Source organism: Sporosarcina sp. Y1009 (assembly GCF_057669865.1).
The window spans coordinates 1-16,496 of record NZ_JBYHFO010000004.1 but is presented as its reverse complement, the minus strand read 5'-3'; the positions used below and the strand labels follow the sequence as shown (position 1 = coordinate 16,496).

19 protein-coding genes are annotated in these 16,496 nt (G+C 36.7%); all 19 read left to right on the top strand.

What is annotated here, in order from left to right; genetic code table 11:
- The first annotated feature begins 196 nt into the window (after positions 1–196).
- The 19 genes from AC25Y1_RS06020 (at position 197) to AC25Y1_RS05930 (ending at position 16,456) form a co-directional block, all read left to right on the top strand.
- Entirely contained in the window at positions 197–484 is a 288-nt protein-coding gene (locus tag AC25Y1_RS06020; RefSeq protein ID WP_488147058.1) for a HEPN domain-containing protein, read from the top strand.
- Between the two features lie 76 nt (positions 485–560).
- Positions 561–1,406: a hypothetical protein gene (locus tag AC25Y1_RS06015; protein WP_488147057.1), complete on the top strand. Its 846-nt coding sequence runs from the start codon at positions 561–563 to the stop codon at positions 1,404–1,406.
- A gap of 71 nt (positions 1,407–1,477) precedes the next feature.
- Positions 1,478–2,071, top strand: a complete 594-nt coding sequence (locus AC25Y1_RS06010; protein ID WP_488147056.1) for a hypothetical protein — start codon at positions 1,478–1,480, stop codon at positions 2,069–2,071.
- 55 nt (positions 2,072–2,126) lie between these two features.
- Complete coding sequence (locus AC25Y1_RS06005) at positions 2,127–2,357, top strand: hypothetical protein (RefSeq protein ID WP_488147055.1); 231 nt, start codon at positions 2,127–2,129, stop codon at positions 2,355–2,357.
- 288 nt (positions 2,358–2,645) lie between these two features.
- On the top strand, positions 2,646–3,158 hold the full coding sequence (gene accB, locus AC25Y1_RS06000) for an acetyl-CoA carboxylase biotin carboxyl carrier protein (RefSeq protein WP_488147054.1): 513 nt from the start codon (positions 2,646–2,648) through the stop codon (positions 3,156–3,158).
- Positions 3,159–3,171: 13 nt separating this feature from the next.
- Positions 3,172–4,521 carry an acetyl-CoA carboxylase biotin carboxylase subunit gene (accC, locus tag AC25Y1_RS05995; protein WP_488147053.1) on the top strand — a complete coding sequence of 450 codons (1,350 nt, stop codon included), beginning with the start codon at positions 3,172–3,174 and terminating at the stop codon, positions 4,519–4,521.
- Positions 4,522–4,537: 16 nt separating this feature from the next.
- Positions 4,538–4,939, top strand: coding sequence for an Asp23/Gls24 family envelope stress response protein (locus tag AC25Y1_RS05990; RefSeq protein WP_488147052.1), 402 nt, complete (start codon positions 4,538–4,540; stop codon positions 4,937–4,939).
- Positions 4,940–5,047: 108 nt separating this feature from the next.
- Complete coding sequence (gene nusB / locus AC25Y1_RS05985) at positions 5,048–5,434, top strand: transcription antitermination factor NusB (RefSeq protein ID WP_488147051.1); 387 nt, start codon at positions 5,048–5,050, stop codon at positions 5,432–5,434.
- 14 nt (positions 5,435–5,448) lie between these two features.
- Positions 5,449–6,312 (top strand): bifunctional methylenetetrahydrofolate dehydrogenase/methenyltetrahydrofolate cyclohydrolase FolD, encoded by an 864-nt coding sequence (gene folD / locus AC25Y1_RS05980; protein WP_488147050.1) that lies wholly within the window; start codon positions 5,449–5,451, stop codon positions 6,310–6,312.
- Between the two features lie 63 nt (positions 6,313–6,375).
- Entirely contained in the window at positions 6,376–7,731 is a 1,356-nt protein-coding gene (xseA, locus tag AC25Y1_RS05975; protein WP_488147049.1) for an exodeoxyribonuclease VII large subunit, read from the top strand.
- 1 nt (position 7,732) lies between these two features.
- Positions 7,733–7,978, top strand: coding sequence for an exodeoxyribonuclease VII small subunit (locus AC25Y1_RS05970; protein ID WP_488147048.1), 246 nt, complete (start codon positions 7,733–7,735; stop codon positions 7,976–7,978).
- The gene (locus tag AC25Y1_RS05965; protein ID WP_488147047.1) at positions 7,968–8,852 is read left to right on the top strand and encodes a polyprenyl synthetase family protein; all 885 of its coding nucleotides are present in this window, start codon (positions 7,968–7,970) and stop codon (positions 8,850–8,852) included. The genes AC25Y1_RS05970 and AC25Y1_RS05965 overlap by 11 nt, the downstream gene beginning before the upstream one ends.
- 96 nt (positions 8,853–8,948) lie before the next feature.
- On the top strand, positions 8,949–10,850 hold the full coding sequence (dxs, locus tag AC25Y1_RS05960) for a 1-deoxy-D-xylulose-5-phosphate synthase (RefSeq protein ID WP_488147343.1): 1,902 nt from the start codon (positions 8,949–8,951) through the stop codon (positions 10,848–10,850).
- Positions 10,850–11,668, top strand: a complete 819-nt coding sequence (locus AC25Y1_RS05955) for a TlyA family RNA methyltransferase (RefSeq protein WP_488147046.1) — start codon at positions 10,850–10,852, stop codon at positions 11,666–11,668. Before dxs ends, AC25Y1_RS05955 begins: the two co-directional genes overlap by 1 nt.
- A 71-nt stretch (positions 11,669–11,739) precedes the next feature.
- Positions 11,740–12,189 (top strand): transcriptional regulator AhrC/ArgR, encoded by a 450-nt coding sequence (gene ahrC, locus AC25Y1_RS05950; protein ID WP_488147045.1) that lies wholly within the window; start codon positions 11,740–11,742, stop codon positions 12,187–12,189.
- A gap of 15 nt (positions 12,190–12,204) precedes the next feature.
- The gene (recN, locus tag AC25Y1_RS05945) at positions 12,205–13,896 is read left to right on the top strand and encodes a DNA repair protein RecN (protein ID WP_488147044.1); all 1,692 of its coding nucleotides are present in this window, start codon (positions 12,205–12,207) and stop codon (positions 13,894–13,896) included.
- 112 nt (positions 13,897–14,008) lie between these two features.
- Complete coding sequence (locus AC25Y1_RS05940; protein ID WP_488147043.1) at positions 14,009–14,977, top strand: SpoIVB peptidase S55 domain-containing protein; 969 nt, start codon at positions 14,009–14,011, stop codon at positions 14,975–14,977.
- Between the two features lie 202 nt (positions 14,978–15,179).
- Entirely contained in the window at positions 15,180–15,971 is a 792-nt protein-coding gene (gene spo0A, locus AC25Y1_RS05935; protein WP_488147042.1) for a sporulation transcription factor Spo0A, read from the top strand.
- 356 nt (positions 15,972–16,327) lie between these two features.
- Complete coding sequence (locus tag AC25Y1_RS05930; protein ID WP_488147041.1) at positions 16,328–16,456, top strand: hypothetical protein; 129 nt, start codon at positions 16,328–16,330, stop codon at positions 16,454–16,456.
- Positions 16,457–16,496 lie beyond the last annotated feature (40 nt).

Here is a 16,496-nt window from a genome sequence, read left to right as displayed (position 1 = left end):
AGTAAATGAAATCTCGATTTTATTTAGCTGAAAGAGTAGTTTGAATTTATAATTATGGTACATTAGATTTAGATATATTTAATTGCTAGGGGGGAATGTTAAGTGGCAATTTATGAACAATCAGCTTTTGATTTACTAAATGTAGTCCAAAACCTAAATGAGGGAAATGATTTCTTATTTTTAGGTGAGGAAGGGTATGTTTTTACGTATAGGCGTAATTATCAAGGATTTTATAAAGCAACTAGTAGACACTAGAAATTATTTAGCCCATTATGATGAGAAACGAAAGCCGAATTTGCTGACTACTGTTGATGAACAGTTTTATGGAATACAAAGACTGAAGGCGATTGTAACTATGATGCTATTTATAGATTTAGGTCTCGATGAAGATTTTGTGATAAAGAAGATAAATAGTAGCAGTCATTTTTCATATAGCCTTGCGAAAGCTAAGGAATTTTTAAACGACGAAACACAAAATAGGTGAATAATACATTATTTACACACAGGTCTTAAAGTAATACATGGAAGATACAATATTTAATCATGTAGGAGGGTTCTTATTGGTTGAAAAACAGTACTACTCACAAAGAAATGCTAATAATTCTAGGTTAAGAATTAGTTTCGAGACCTTAGTTGAGTATTTTGATGATATTCATACCGTTTTCTATAACAAAAAGTATTTTTATCAAGTTCCTTCTGGAAGTAAGAAAGAATTAAATTTGTATTCTATTGAAGTCTTTAATAAAGAAGGCATCCTACCTTTTCATAGAAATAATCAGTACTCTGAAGAAGATATATTTGACCTGATTGAATTCTTTCATGAATTTATAGAAATACCTGTTGAATTATATGGGAAATCGCCGAGATTTGGTAATCCAACTTCTCCTGAACTAATAGCTATAGAAAGAAAAAGAGAAGAAAAATTTAAAATAACTAAACAAGAAGTTCAAGCTGACTATCGCATAAAGATAAACAGGGTTATTTCAAAATATGGCGTGGGTTATGAATTAACTGAAGCTGGATATATCAGAGAACTATTAAATAATGGATTAGAAGAATTAATAGATTCTCAACAAATACTGTCTGATGATATGGATTCAGAAAATCGAATCAAGCATGCAAAAGAAGCTTTTTTTAAGCATGGTGCAACTATTGAAGATAAACGGGGGGCTATTTTCGCTGTAGGAACAGTCCTTGAGAAATTACGTGAATCTAATAAACTCCACTTGAATAGAAAAGATACTGGAGATTTATTTATAGTCTTAAATAGCTTCAACATTAGACATAACAATCAAAAACAAAAGCCGAACTATGACAAAGATATATTCTATCCGTGGATGTTTTATAATTTGTTAGCAGCGGTGGATGCTAGTTTTAAGTTGCAGAGTAAAGAAATTGAAAATTAACATAGCGTTCTTATATATGTAAAAAGAAAACTGGCCAGTCAAAGTTGATTTGATTAGCCAGTCTTTTTTATATGTTTTTATGGCACCACTACTGGAAAGGTGGAACATTAATAATAGTATTACTAGTTGGTTGTGAAAAACAAGATAATCTGGAAGATGTAAAAACAGAAACGATGTCTAAAGTTAATGAAGGAATGGCTGATAGTTCCATAAAGGACTATATAAAAGGCGGTATAGAATTAATAAATGTTGAAGGCGATAAACTGGAAAGTTTAATGTTTTATGATTTTTACTTAGAAGCTGAACTTAGTAATGAATTTAATAGTTTAACTGATGAAAAAAAGTATACTCTTTTAAAAGAACTTGATTACACTAAATTAGATAGCATGTTTATAGGAGAAAATTCATATTGTAATGTCGAAACTTTTACACTTAATAGTGGCTCTGATAAATACAGGATAGAACCTTCACATGGATTTTCTATTTATAAAAACGATAAAGACTTTGCCCCAGAATCTAAAGTACCATATATTCCATCTGGTGGTATTCCACATAATCCAGCTGATAATAATTCAAAAGGGGAATATAAACCTGTTGAAGATATGAATCAAGAAGAAATACAAGCAGAACTTGAAGAAATATTAGGGGATTCTCTTGGACAATAATTATAAATACTAGTAAAAAACATTCATTAAGAGTGTTTTTTATTACCCATGAATATTGGAAGAAGAAATTACTTCCCTTATTAATTATTCAACTGTTGAAAACCCTATTGAACTAATACAACCTTCTAAAGAAAACTTTGAGCTTTTAAAAAATAAGAAGGTAAATATAGATAGTATCTATTTGCCTAGACGCTTGAGTGTCGGAGCCTTTGGAAGAGAGTTTGACACATGCCGTCTTTGCGATATATATGAATTGGTGGCATCATACGCCACCTTTGCTATTTAATAGCAGAAAGCAGTGAAACCAAGGCCCTTTCAACATTGACAATCGAATTAAAGTAGTCCAGAATTGATGTGAACATCATAACAACAGGCTTTGTTGAGCTTTAATATATGACAGTAAAGGTAGATTTTAAAGGTGACTCTTGAAAGAAACGAAGGCCCTAATTTGGGTCTTTTTTCTTTTTAACATCTGGATTTCCGCACTATTTAACGATAATTGTTTCATTCTCGGCTGAAAACGTCTAAAATAGAATAGAACCTAAAAAATTACTATAGTCAGGAGAAAAAGATCATGTTAAAAATTCAAGAAATACGTGAAATTATTAAACTTATTGATCAGTCATCAATTGAAAAGTTTTCATATGAGTCAGATGGTGCTAAACTCGTATTAAAAAAGGGTAACTCACAAGCAGATACAGGTGCACAAACACAATCTATTGCAGAGGTTCCAGCAGCTATACCAGCACCTGTACAAACAGTTGCAACAACTGTGGCAACGTCAACACCGCAAAAGGAAACTTCAACAAAAATAGAGGTTCCTGTGGAAGTTGTACAAGATCCATCATTACATGAAATTACATCACCAATGGTTGGTACATTTTATTCAGCCTCCTCACCTGAAGCGGAAGCTTATGTTCAGTTAGGTGATAAAGTAACAGATACTGCAATTGTTTGTATTGTAGAGGCAATGAAATTATTCAATGAAATTGAAGCGGAAGTTTCAGGAGAAATTGTTGAAATTCTTGCTGAGGATGGACAACTTGTTGAATACGGACAACCTCTATTTCTCGTAAAAACAAAATAAGGTGGAATTATAAATGAAAAAAGTACTAATAGCGAACCGCGGTGAAATTGCTGTTCGGATTATTCGTGCGTGTAAAGAATTAGGGATTGAAACTGTAGCGGTATTTTCAGAAGCTGATGAAGATGCGTTGCATGTTCAATTAGCTGACGAAGCGTATTGTATTGGTCCGAAATTATCGACGGATAGTTACTTGAACTTTTCCAATATAATAAGTGTCGCAAACTTAACGAATTGTGATGGAATTCATCCAGGTTACGGTTTCTTAGCTGAAAATGCGAGCTTTGCTGAATTATGCGAGGCATGCAATATTGAATTTATCGGCCCTACAGCAGATGCAATTTCTCGCATGGGTACAAAAGATGTGGCGCGTGAAACGATGCGTGCTGCAGGTGTTCCAATCGTTCCAGGATCAAGTGGTATTGTTGCTGACGAACATGAAGCACTTGAAATCGCGGAAAAAATAGGGTTCCCAGTCATCATTAAAGCAACTGCCGGTGGTGGTGGTAAAGGAATTCGAGTTGCCAAAACCAAAGAAGATTTAATCACTGGTATAAAAATCACTCAAAAAGAAGCTGCAGCTGCTTTTGGAAATCCTGGCGTTTATCTTGAAAAGTATATTGAAGTCTTCAGACATGTTGAAGTTCAAGTACTCGCAGATAAATATGGGAATACAATTCACCTTGGTGAACGAGATTGCTCAATTCAGCGCAGAATGCAAAAGTTAGTAGAAGAAGCACCATCACCAGCACTCACTCCAGAAATGCGTGCTGAAATGGGCGAGGCAGCTGTGAAAGCTGCAAAAGCTGTTAATTACCGCGGAGCGGGAACTGTGGAATTTATATTTGATCATATTAATGAAAAGTTTTATTTTATGGAGATGAATACACGTATTCAAGTTGAACATCCTGTGACTGAAATGATTACAGGAATTGACTTAATCCAACAGCAGTTAAAAGTAGCATCTGGAGAAAAGCTTGCTTATAAACAAAAAGATGTCAAAATCAACGGCTGGTCAATAGAATGTAGAATTAATGCTGAAAACCCATCTAAAAACTTCATGCCATCTCCTGGTGAAGTTACGATGTATATGCCACCGGGCGGCTTTGGTGTTCGTGTAGATTCAGCTATGTACACTGGATACTCGATTCCGCCGTATTACGATTCAATGGTCGCAAAATTAATTGTTCATGCAGATACGCGAGAAGAAGCCGTTGCCAGAATGAAAAGAGCCTTGGAAGAATTTATCATTGAAGGTGTTCACACAACAATTCCACTTCATATAAGGTTAATGGATCATGAAGCGTTTAAATCTGGACAATTTGATACAAAGTTTCTTGAAATGTATGATGTCATGAACGATTAAAAAGGAGGAATTCACAATGGCTGATAAAACAGTACCTTCATTTGTAGGTATGGCACCTTCTGGAGATATTGAACTTGGACGTGTCCAATTAGCCCCGGAAGTTCTCGAGGTGATCGTAGGGATTGCAACAAGTGAAATTAAAGGTGTTGCAAATATGCGTGGAAGCTTCGCGGCAGATGTCGCTGAACGTTTTGGACGTGTTAGACATGGTAAAGGTGTCAAAACAAGTTGGTCCGAAGAAAGCCTCACGATTGATGTTTATTGTGTTGTTTATTTTGGGTTTTCAGTTCGAGACGTCGCCTTGGAAATTCAAAAACAAATTCGAGATGCAATTTATCACATGACTTCGCTTCAAACAAAAGAAGTAAATGTTCATATAACAGGAATTGAGTACGAGGCAGACATAGATACAGTGTAATTGAAAAGCATCGTCCAAAAGGATGATGCTTTTCAACTTACAACAATAAGTTTTCATCAGAAATGTGCTATGATATTGCTCAAGAGCAATAGTAGAGGAGATAAGATTATGAAACGTCGAGAAGCACGGGAAAAAGCAATTCAAACCCTTTTCCAATTAGACAGTACAGAGTTATCAATAGAGGACGCAGTTACTTATATTATCGGTGAGGAAGAAGTTAATTCATTTTATGATAAGCTTGTTCGAGGAACGATTGAAAACAAATCAGAAATCGATACAGCATTAACAGCTAATCTAGAAAATTGGTCATTAAATCGCTTACCCAAAATTGAGCGTACTGTATTGCGATTGGCAGTATTTGAACTACTTTTTGGGAAAGATGCTCCTGAAAAAGTAATTATAAATGAAGCAATTGAATTATGTAAGACATTTGGAGACGAGAAGTCTGGTCGTTTTGTAAATGGTGTACTTTCGAAATTTTCAAAAGAAAAATGATTGGAGGATATATAATGAGCGGAAAAATAATTGATGGTAAAGCGATTGGTAAAGAAATCAGGGTGGAAATTAGAGATCGAGTAACTGAACTTAAAGCGCAGGGGTGTACGCCAGGATTGGCGGTCATTCTTGTGGGTGAGAACCAAGCTTCACATACATACGTTCGAAACAAAGAGAAATCGAGTCATGAAGTAGGGATGAAATCTGAGTTGGTAAAGCTACCAGCGACCGTAACAGAAGATGAATTACTAGGCCATATCGAAAAGTTAAATCAGGATGATTCAATCCACGGCATACTTGTACAACTTCCACTACCTGATCATATCGATGAAAACAGGATTATCTTAGCAATTAATCCCGAAAAAGATGTTGACGGATTTCATCCAGAGAATGTAGGGAAAATGATTATCGGTCAACGTTCATTTTTATCGTGTACACCATACGGAATCATTAAATTATTGGAGCGAACAAATACACCAATTAAGGGAAAACACGCTGTTATTGTTGGGCGTAGTAATATTGTTGGTAAACCAATGGGGCAATTATTATTACAACGGGATGCTACTGTCACGTATTGTCACTCAAAAACAGTAGATTTAGCTTCTTATACAAAGCAAGCTGATATATTAATTGTAGCGATAGGGCGAACAAAATTTATTAGCGAGGAGCATGTCAAAGACGGCGCTGTCGTTATTGATGTCGGTATGAACCGTGATGAAAACGGAAAACTATGCGGGGATGTAGACTTTGAGGCAGTTAAAGAAAAAGCCTCAGCGATTACACCAGTACCAGGCGGCGTTGGCCCAATGACAATCACAATGCTATTAAAAAATACGCTTCAAAGTGCAGTGCAAGCTTTTGATAAAAAAAGTAAATAAAACACCAAAACGCTGTTTCAGAGACAGCGTTCTATTCTTTATTTGCAGTTAGGAGGTATGGCATTGTCGAAAAATCCATATTTATCAGTGCAAGCTTTAACTAAATATGTTAAGAGAAAATTTGATGCAGATCCTCATTTGCGTAATGTCTATGTAAAAGGCGAACTGTCTAACGTAACCAACCACACTAGTGGGCATATTTATTTTACGTTAAAAGATGAACATAGCCGTATTCGTTCAGCGATGTTTAGGTCAAGTGCAACTACATTAAAGTTCCGTCCCGAAAACGGAATGAAAGTCCTAATCACCGGGGATGTATCGGTTTATGAAGCGAGCGGTCAGTATCAGTTATATGCACAAACGATGGAGCCAGACGGTGTCGGGGCATTATATCTTGCATTTGAACAATTAAAAGAAAGACTTGCAGAAGAAGGATTATTCAATGAAAAATGGAAAAATCCATTACCAATATTTCCGAATAGAATTGGTGTGATTACCGCACAAACAGGTGCCGCCATTCAAGATATTTGCACAACAATAGGCAGACGTTACCCATTAGCAGAAATAAACCTCTTTCCAGCAGTTGTACAAGGACCACATGCTGCGCCGTCCATTGTAAAAGCGATTGAGCAAGCCAATCGACATGCCGGAATCGATGTTCTCATCGTCGGTCGCGGCGGGGGCTCTATTGAAGATTTATGGGCATTTAATGAAGAGGATGTAGCTCGCGCTATTTTTTCTAGCCGAATTCCCATTATCAGTGCAGTTGGACATGAAACAGATACCACAATTGCTGATTATGTTGCAGATAGAAGAGCACCAACGCCAACCGCAGCAGCGGAGTTAGCAGTTCCTTCGCAAGAAGAATTAGTCCAACGATTACTAGATCGAAAAAGATCCTTATTTCAATCTTTTTCACAATTAATCTCATCTGAAAAAAAGAGATTAACAACACTGCAAAAATCCTACCCTTTACAATTTCCAGAAAGATTATATCGCCCTTTTACAGAGAAATTACTCACGCTAGAGGAAAGACTCCATCGAAGTGGACAAGATATTGTCAGTCACAAAAAAGTGGAACTAGAGCGTCTAGGGAATATGCTAATGGTACATTCGCCGATGAAACGGATTACAGAAGAGAAGCATGCAGTGAATAATTTTACCAATCGACTGTCGAGAACTGTACAACATGATTTTCAGTTACATTCAAATCGATTTTCAAATACATTACGCATGTTAAATGCTCTAAATCCATTAGCAGTAATGGAAAGAGGATATTCGATTGTCTACCACGAAGGAACAATTATCAACACTGTAAATTCATTAGAAAACGGTATGGAGATTGACCTTCAATTACAAGACGGCTCAGCGTCGGCTAAAATCATTTCGAAAAGCTTTAATGATAGGGAGGAAATCTAATATGAGTAAGCAACCAATTCGTTTCGAAGAAGCTATGCTAAACTTAGAAGAAGTTGTGAAGAAATTAGAAACAGGTGAAGTACCGCTTGAAGATGCAATAAACCTATATAAAAAAGGGATGGAACTATCGTCATTTTGTCATGACAAACTTCAAAATGCAGAGAAACAGCTCATCACAATTATTGATAAAGATGATAATCAGATAGCATTCAATCCAGAAAAAGGTGCAGAAGAAGATGACGAATAATTTAAATGAATTTATTGAAGAAAATGTAAAAGATATTGAAAATATGTTAGCGGATCTTCTTTCACAAATACAAGCCCCGAAAACACTTCAAGAGTCCATGGCTTATTCTGTACAAGCTGGTGGGAAAAGGATTCGTCCATTATTAATATTAGCAACATTAGAAGATCTTGGCACAACGTCGAAAGATGCATTAACAGTCGCCTGTGCAGTTGAACTCATACATACCTATTCACTTATCCATGACGATTTACCAAGTATGGATAATGACGACTTTAGACGTGGGAAACCAACGAATCATAAAGTGTATGGTGACGCCATGGCTATATTAGCTGGTGATGCAATGCAAACAATGGCATTTGAAATATTGACCAACCTCGAGGAAACACGACCTGAAGTCGCACTTAAGCTTATTCAATTATTAACAGTAGCTTCTGGTGCAGAAGGTATGGTAGCTGGTCAAGTTCTTGATATAGAAGGCGAGAAAATGGAGTTAACCATCGAACAACTAGAACAAATACATTTGAACAAAACAGGCGCACTTCTTTCATTTTGCATTGAAGCAGGCGCATTGCTTGCAGAAGTCGATGAAGACAAAATGCGTAACTTGAAAGTATTCGCGGAAAACATTGGGTTAACTTTTCAAATCCAAGATGATATTTTAGATGTTACGTCAACGACAGAGGAACTTGGGAAAAATGCGGGCAGTGATGTCACAAGTGGGAAAGTAACCTACCCGAGTTTACTTGGTTTGGATCAGGCTAAAAAACAACTAGATTATCATCATCAGTTGGCAATAAATGCAATATCATTTATAGAAAAAGAACAATCTTTATTATTAAAACTTGCTGAGTTTATTGTGAACCGAAAATATTAATTTAATGAATTCCTTGTACTAGGCGTTCTAGTTGATATAATGTTATCAAGTAGGAATAAAAATCTGGCAATTACTATGTGAAGGTGTGTGATAATGGTGGACCTCACTAATATCAAAGATCCGTCTTTTATTAAACAATATGATAAAGAACAATTAAAGGAAATAGCAGAAGAAATCCGCTTATTCCTTATTGAAAAACTATCTGTAACTGGAGGACATATTGGACCCAATCTCGGAGTTGTGGAACTAACACTCATGTTGCATAAAGTCTTTGATAGCCCAAAAGACAAAATCTTATGGGATGTTGGTCATCAAGCGTACGTTCATAAAATTTTAACGGGTCGGGCGGATCAATTTGATACGTTAAGACAGTTCAAAGGACTTTGTGGCTTTCCGAAAATGAATGAAAGTGAACATGACGTATGGGAAGCAGGTCATAGTTCAACTTCATTATCTGCAGCGATGGGCATGGCAGTTGCTCGTGATATAAAAGGCGATAAAAACCATGTCATTCCTGTAATTGGTGATGGTGCACTTACAGGTGGGATGGCACTTGAAGCGCTTAATCATATTGGTCATGAAAAAACGAATATGCTTGTCATTCTAAACGATAACGAGATGTCTATTGCGCCAAATGTCGGCGCACTTCATACGATTCTAGGAAAATTACGAACTGCTGGAAAATATAATAGTGCTAAAGATGAACTTGAATACATTTTAAAAAAGATTCCAGCTGTCGGTGGTAAATTAGCTACAGCCGCTGAACGCGTAAAAGATAGTTTGAAATATCTTCTTGTTTCTGGTGTGTTTTTTGAAGAGCTCGGCTTTACTTATCTTGGCCCAATTGATGGTCATGATTTTTCTGATTTAGAAAAAAATCTTCAATATGCCAAAAAAGTAGATGGACCTGTTTTGCTACATGTCATTACGAAAAAGGGTAAAGGCTATCGACCTGCTGAAGATGACAAAATAGGTACTTGGCATGGTACTGGTCCGTACAAAATTGAAACGGGTGATTTCGTTAAATCGTCTGCAGTAGCTCCTTCTTGGAGTGGCCTAATTGCTAACACTTTAAGTGATTTAGCTCGAGTTGATAAAAGAATTGTGGCAATCACGCCAGCTATGCCGGTCGGTTCTAAACTAGAAGCATTTGCATTAGAATTTCCAGATCGGTTTTTTGATGTAGGAATCGCCGAACAACATGCTACAACCATGTCAGCTGGCTTGGCAACCCAAGGTATGAAACCATTTTTAGCGATTTATTCAACTTTTTTACAGCGCGCTTATGATCAAATACTGCATGATATTTCGCGTCAAAATTTAAATGTCATCATTGGTATCGACCGTTCTGGTCTTGTTGGCGCTGATGGAGAAACACATCAGGGTGTATTTGATATTGCATTCCTTAGACATATGCCTAATATTGTCATCATGATGCCGAAAGATGAAAATGAAGGACAGCATATGGTCAAAACAGCAATAGATTATAATGATGGTCCTATAGCATTACGTTATCCACGCGGTAACGGGCTTGGCGTTCCCATGGATGACATAACCCATTCAATTCCGATTGGAACTTGGGAAATTCTAAAAGAAGGAAATGACGCAGTAATTTTAACTTTTGGAACTTCCATTCCAATGGCACTCGAAGCTGCGAATATTCTAGAAACACAGGGTGTACATGTTCAAGTTGTCAATGCGCGGTTCATTAAACCATTAGATACAGCCATGTTAGATGACATCTTCAGATTGAAAATGCCAATCCTCACGGTCGAAGAAAGCGTTTTAGCAGGAGGATTTGGAAGTGCAGTATTAGAATATGCACACGATGTTTCTTATTCTGAATCTCATATTCAACGAATGGGGATTCCAGATGAATTTATAGAACATGGAGACGTGAATGAATTACTTGCAGAAATCGGTATGACTTCAGATCAAATTGTTCAAAACGTTCTTTCTATTATCCCGAAAAAGACTGTAGAAAGAGGCGTCGTTTAATGGCAGGTGAAGAAAAAGAACGTGTTGATGTTCTGCTTGTTCAAAGAGGATTAGTCGAAACCAGAGAACAGGCTAAACGTTCAATCATGGCCGGGATTGTATTTTCCGCGAGTACAAGAATGGAAAAACCAGGTGAAAAAATCTTAATTGATTCGCCATTGATTGTTAAAGGGAATTCCTTAAAGTATGTGAGTCGCGGTGGTTTAAAATTAGAAAAAGCGTTAGAGGTTTTTGATGTAGACACGACCGGAAAAACCGTCTTGGATATTGGCGCCTCAACAGGTGGCTTCACTGACTGTGCGTTGCAAAACGGAGCTGTACATTGTTATGCATTAGACGTCGGATATAACCAACTTGCTTGGAAAATCAGACAGGATGACCGTGTTACTGTGATGGAACGTATGAATTTCCGTTACGCTACTGCTGACCTATTTACTGATGGCCAGCCGAATTTTGCAACAATTGATGTATCTTTTATCTCACTGGCGCTCATCTTACCAGCGTTAAAAAGTATCATTACGGCTGGCGGAGACGTCATTGCACTCGTAAAACCTCAATTTGAAGCGGGTAGAGGAAAAGTCGGTAAAAAAGGTGTTATAAAAGATAGATCAATACATTTTGATGTATTAAAAAAAATTGCAGATATGTCTTTTGAGGAAGGATACTCTCTTCGAAATTCATCATTCTCACCTGTCACCGGTGCAGAAGGCAATATCGAGTTTTTATTTCATTTAACTGCTGATGAAGTACCGATTAAAGCTTACACAGATGATACATTTAACAGGCTTATTGATGTTGCTTACAAAGAATTGCAATAGCGCGCATTTTTTTGTGCGCTTTTCAATTTTTCTATATCTACCGTCACTTTAACGAAATAGGAGGTTGAATTTTGAATAAAGGACTAAGACATATAAGAATACGGGACATTATATCAAATAATGATATTGAAACTCAGGATCAGCTCGTACAAAGTTTAAAAGATGCGGGAGTCGATGTTACACAAGCGACAGTTTCCCGAGATATTAAAGAAATGCATCTTATCAAAGTTCCAACAAAAAACGGGAATTATAAATATAGTTTACCTCCAATACACTCATACAATACGGAGGAAAAATTACATCGTGCAATGACAGATGCTTTTGTAAGTATTGATGGTGCAGGGCATTTCCTTGTCTTGAAGACTTTGCCTGGTAATGCACAAGCGGTTGGATCGCTTCTAGACCATTTGAAATGGGAAGAAATGTTGGGAACAATTTGCGGTGATGATACTTGTCTCATCATATGCAGAGATGAGCAAAAATTACCATTTGTAAAAGAAAAATTGCTTGCGATGCTTTGAAAGTGGTGAATTGACATGTTAAATGAAATTTCGATCAAGAATTTTGCGATTATTGAAAGGTTAGATGTTCAATTTGAAAATGGTCTTACCGTACTTACCGGAGAAACCGGTGCCGGTAAATCAATTATAATTGATGCTGTTCAATTAATTGTTGGCGGACGAGGCTCACAACGCTTCATACGACATGGTGCAAACAGAGCCGAACTTGAAGGGCATTTTAGCATCGATGATTCAAAACATCCTATTTTTAACAAGTTACGAGAATTCGGAATTACGGTTGAAGATGGTGTGATTATTTTAAGACGAGACCTTTATAAAAACGGGAAAAATATTTGCCGCATAAATGGCAGTCTTGTTACAATCGCGATTTTAAGAGAAGTGGGAAACCAAATTATTGATATACATGGTCAACATGAAAACCAAGAATTAATGCACGAGCGCAGACATATCCACCTGTTAGATCAGTATGCTGGAAACAAAATAAATCAATCCTATGCTAGTTATTTAGAATTATATAATAAATATTTGAAATTAAAGAAAAAAATTGAAGCAGCAGATGAAAACGAACAGCAAGTTGCACAAAGAATCGATCTTTACTCTTTTCAATTAAATGAAATTAATGAGGCGCAACTTGAAATAGGTGAGGAAGAAAAACTTGAAGACGAACAACGAAAACTTCAAAATTTCAACAGGCTTTACGAACGTCTAAATACAGCTTATGAATCTATCTCTGGAGATTCGCGTGCACTGGATTGGGTAGGCTCTGCTATGAGTGATATGGAAGATGCTGCAGAAGTTGATCGCACACTTGTAACCGAATTGGAAACGATTTCAACAAACTTTTATACATTACAAGAAACATCACATGAGCTCCGGAATCGAATTGATGATTTAGAATTCGACCCCGAAAGGTTGGAGGTCGTTGAAGAAAGACTTGCGCTACATATTTCGTTAAAACGTAAATATGGCACCACAGTTGAAGATATTTTAATCTATAGAGATAAAATTTCAGATGAACTTGAAAATTTAATCAATCGAGATGAAAGATTACTGATTGAACAAGAAAAACTTGTTCAATTAAAAAAAGATCTTGAAATTGAAGCAGAAGAACTGTCAATTATCCGAAAAAATGCGGCGAAGAAATTAGAAGTGGCCATTTTGGAACAACTTCAACAACTACATATGGAAAAAGCTTCATTCAAAGTTGTATTTGAACAAAAACAAAACTTTGACAGCACGGGTTATGATGGCGTTGCTTTTCATATATCTACAAATGTTGGTGAACCTTTAAAACCACTAGTTACTGTCGCATCAGGCGGTGAACTTTCGCGATTAATGCTCGCATTAAAAACAATCTTTTCAAAACATCAAGGCATCACTTCGATTATTTTTGATGAGGTCGATACTGGTGTAAGTGGTCGAGTTGCTCAAGCAATTGCAGAAAAAATTGCGATGGTCGCCAGTCATTCCCAAGTACTTTGTATTTCTCATTTACCACAAGTTGCTGCGATGGCTGATCAACATTATTTAATAAAAAAAGAAGTGAAAAATAAAAGAACCACAACTGCAATTGAAAATGTTCATAATGAAGATAGAACGAACGAGTTATCACGCATGCTTTCTGGTGCAGAAACTACAACGCTTACATTAAAACATGCGGAAGAACTCCTTTCGCTTGCTGCAATTAGAAAGAAAAGTTTTAGATAATAATTTTTACGTGCATTTAAAATTATGCACGTTTTTTATTTCTTTATTTACCCTCTCATAAGATTCCGCAGAACGGACATACCAACAGTAACTTATTATGAGGAGGTGAAATATGGGATGGAGTAAGCAGTTAAAGTTGATTGTATCGTTTTCTGTCGTCTTGCTGTTTATGCCGATCAATACAGGAACGGCATCCGGGAATGATGAATCACTTATTCCGATGGGTCATTCAATCGGTATAAAAATGGATTTGTCAGGTGTTTTTATTACGAATGACGTTTTACTTGGCAAAAACGAATGGTTGAGAGCTGGCGATCTTATTGGACAAGTTGGAAGTGTGAAGATTTCAAAACTAAAAAGTTTGGAACAAACATTGACATCGATTCATGACAAGGAAGGTGTTAAGCTACTTGTCTCAAGGAACGGAGAAACATTTCAAGTCAAGTCAGATAGCGAAGCAATAAAACGGCTAATTCCATTCCTAAAAGACAGTACAGAGGGTACTGGCACCTTGACGTACGTGGATCCGAAAAACGGAACTTATGGCGCACTGGGACATCAGATCATTGATAGTTCTTTAAAGTCACCACCGTCCTTTAAGGCAGGCTCCATACATCTTTCCGAGATTGAGCAAATTAGAAAAAGTGTGCCAGGAAATCCAGGGTATAAAATTTCCAGTATCATTAAAAATGATAGCACACTTGGAACAATTAACAAAAATGGCATTTACGGCATTTTTGGTTTATGGAATGGTTCTCATGATGAAGTGTTAGCTGAACCACTTGAGATTATGCATCCGTCAAATCTAAAAGTCGGAGAAGCTGAAATATATACGACTGTTAAAGGAACTAAAGTCGAATCCTTTACAATTCGTATAACGAGCGTCGAAAAAGACCAATTTCAGTTTGTTTTGACTGATTCGAAATTACTGGCATTGACGGGTGGGATTTTGCAAGGGATGAGTGGGAGTCCTGTTATTCAAAGCGGACAATTCGTAGGTGCGGTCACACATATGTTTGTAGATGAGCCGGAAAAAGGGGCTGCCCTCTTCGTGGAAACGATGCGTAAAGGTGAAAAGTAAGATGTTGTAAGAAGGGCCAACCTATGCGGTTGGTCTTTTTAAATTCAACGTGCGCGAAAAAAGTCGAATAACATAGAAATCATCCTCCATAAGGTTCATCTTTATACATTATTAAAGGGTAAAGAAAACTTTTGTCGAATTTGATTTTTTAAGCAATCATAATCTGCTCAACTATAAAATCAGTTTGTGGAGGGGAAATTAGTTGGAAACTATAAAAATCGCAATTGTAGATGATAACAAAGAACTTGTAAAAACGATGAAGTCTTATTTTGAGAAACACCCTGAAATTGAAATTATTTGGACAGGTCACAACGGGAAGGTTTGTTTGACAATGTTGGAAGAAAAAGTACCCGATGTGCTCCTCCTTGACATAATTATGCCCCATCTTGATGGAATTGCAGTTTTAGAAACAATTGGGGGAAGCTCAAAGTTTCCAGATTTACACATAATTATGCTCACGGCTTTTGGACAAGAAGATGTCATGACGCAAGCGGCCGATCTTGGTGCTTCCTATTTTATGTTAAAACCATTCGAGTTTGATAGATTAACAAACCAGATATATCAAGTGGCAGGTACGAAAAAGCCTTCTATTCCGATATCGCAACCGGGCGGCGGACAAGCACCAGGAACTGTAAGTCAAAAAGTATTAGATACAACGATAACTGGGATTATTAAAGAAATTGGGGTGCCAGCACATATTAAAGGTTATGCATTTCTCAGGGAAGCCATCCAAATGGTCTATTCCGATGTAGAACTTCTAGGTTCAGTTACTAAAATCCTTTATCCTGATATCGCAGAAAAATTTAATACAACACCATCGCGTGTTGAACGGGCAATCAGGCATGCAATTGAGGTCGCTTGGAATCGCGGAAATTACGAGGTTATTTCCAAAATGTTCGGATATACGGTTCATCATTTGAAGAGTAAACCGACGAATAGTGAGTTCATCGCAATGATTGCTGATAAAATTCGACTGGAACATATGGCAAGCTAAACACGTTACGACAGCACTTGGCAGAATTATAAACCAACATAATATCTAGTTTTATGAGCATTTCAATTTCAAAACTAATAACTTTGCTCGCTTTGGCCGACCAAGTTTTTAATGGGTCGGTCTTTTTCTAAATCAAAAAACGGGAGAAGAATAGGGAAATGAAACATACAAAGCAGAGTTTTAATTTTTGCTTTATTGTCAGTCAAAGAACTACTTGTAATTGGAGAGCGGTGGCCTATTACATTAGCAGATGGAGAAGAAAACTAGAAAAGATGTCGCTATACATTTTTGATCTTCAAAATCTCAGAAACAATTGATGAAGCAGAGATTAAAATAAAGGAGGGAAGATAATCAACATGTTGAAACATTATAATTTTATAATTGAGAAGAAGGTAATTGACGTTTATGCTACAAGTCGAGCAGAAGCATACGAAAAAGCTAAACAGATTATTTACGAGATTAATCATAAAAAAGACAGTGACTAAATGAACCTCCCGCCACTTAAAACGTACCGTTTTTGAAGTG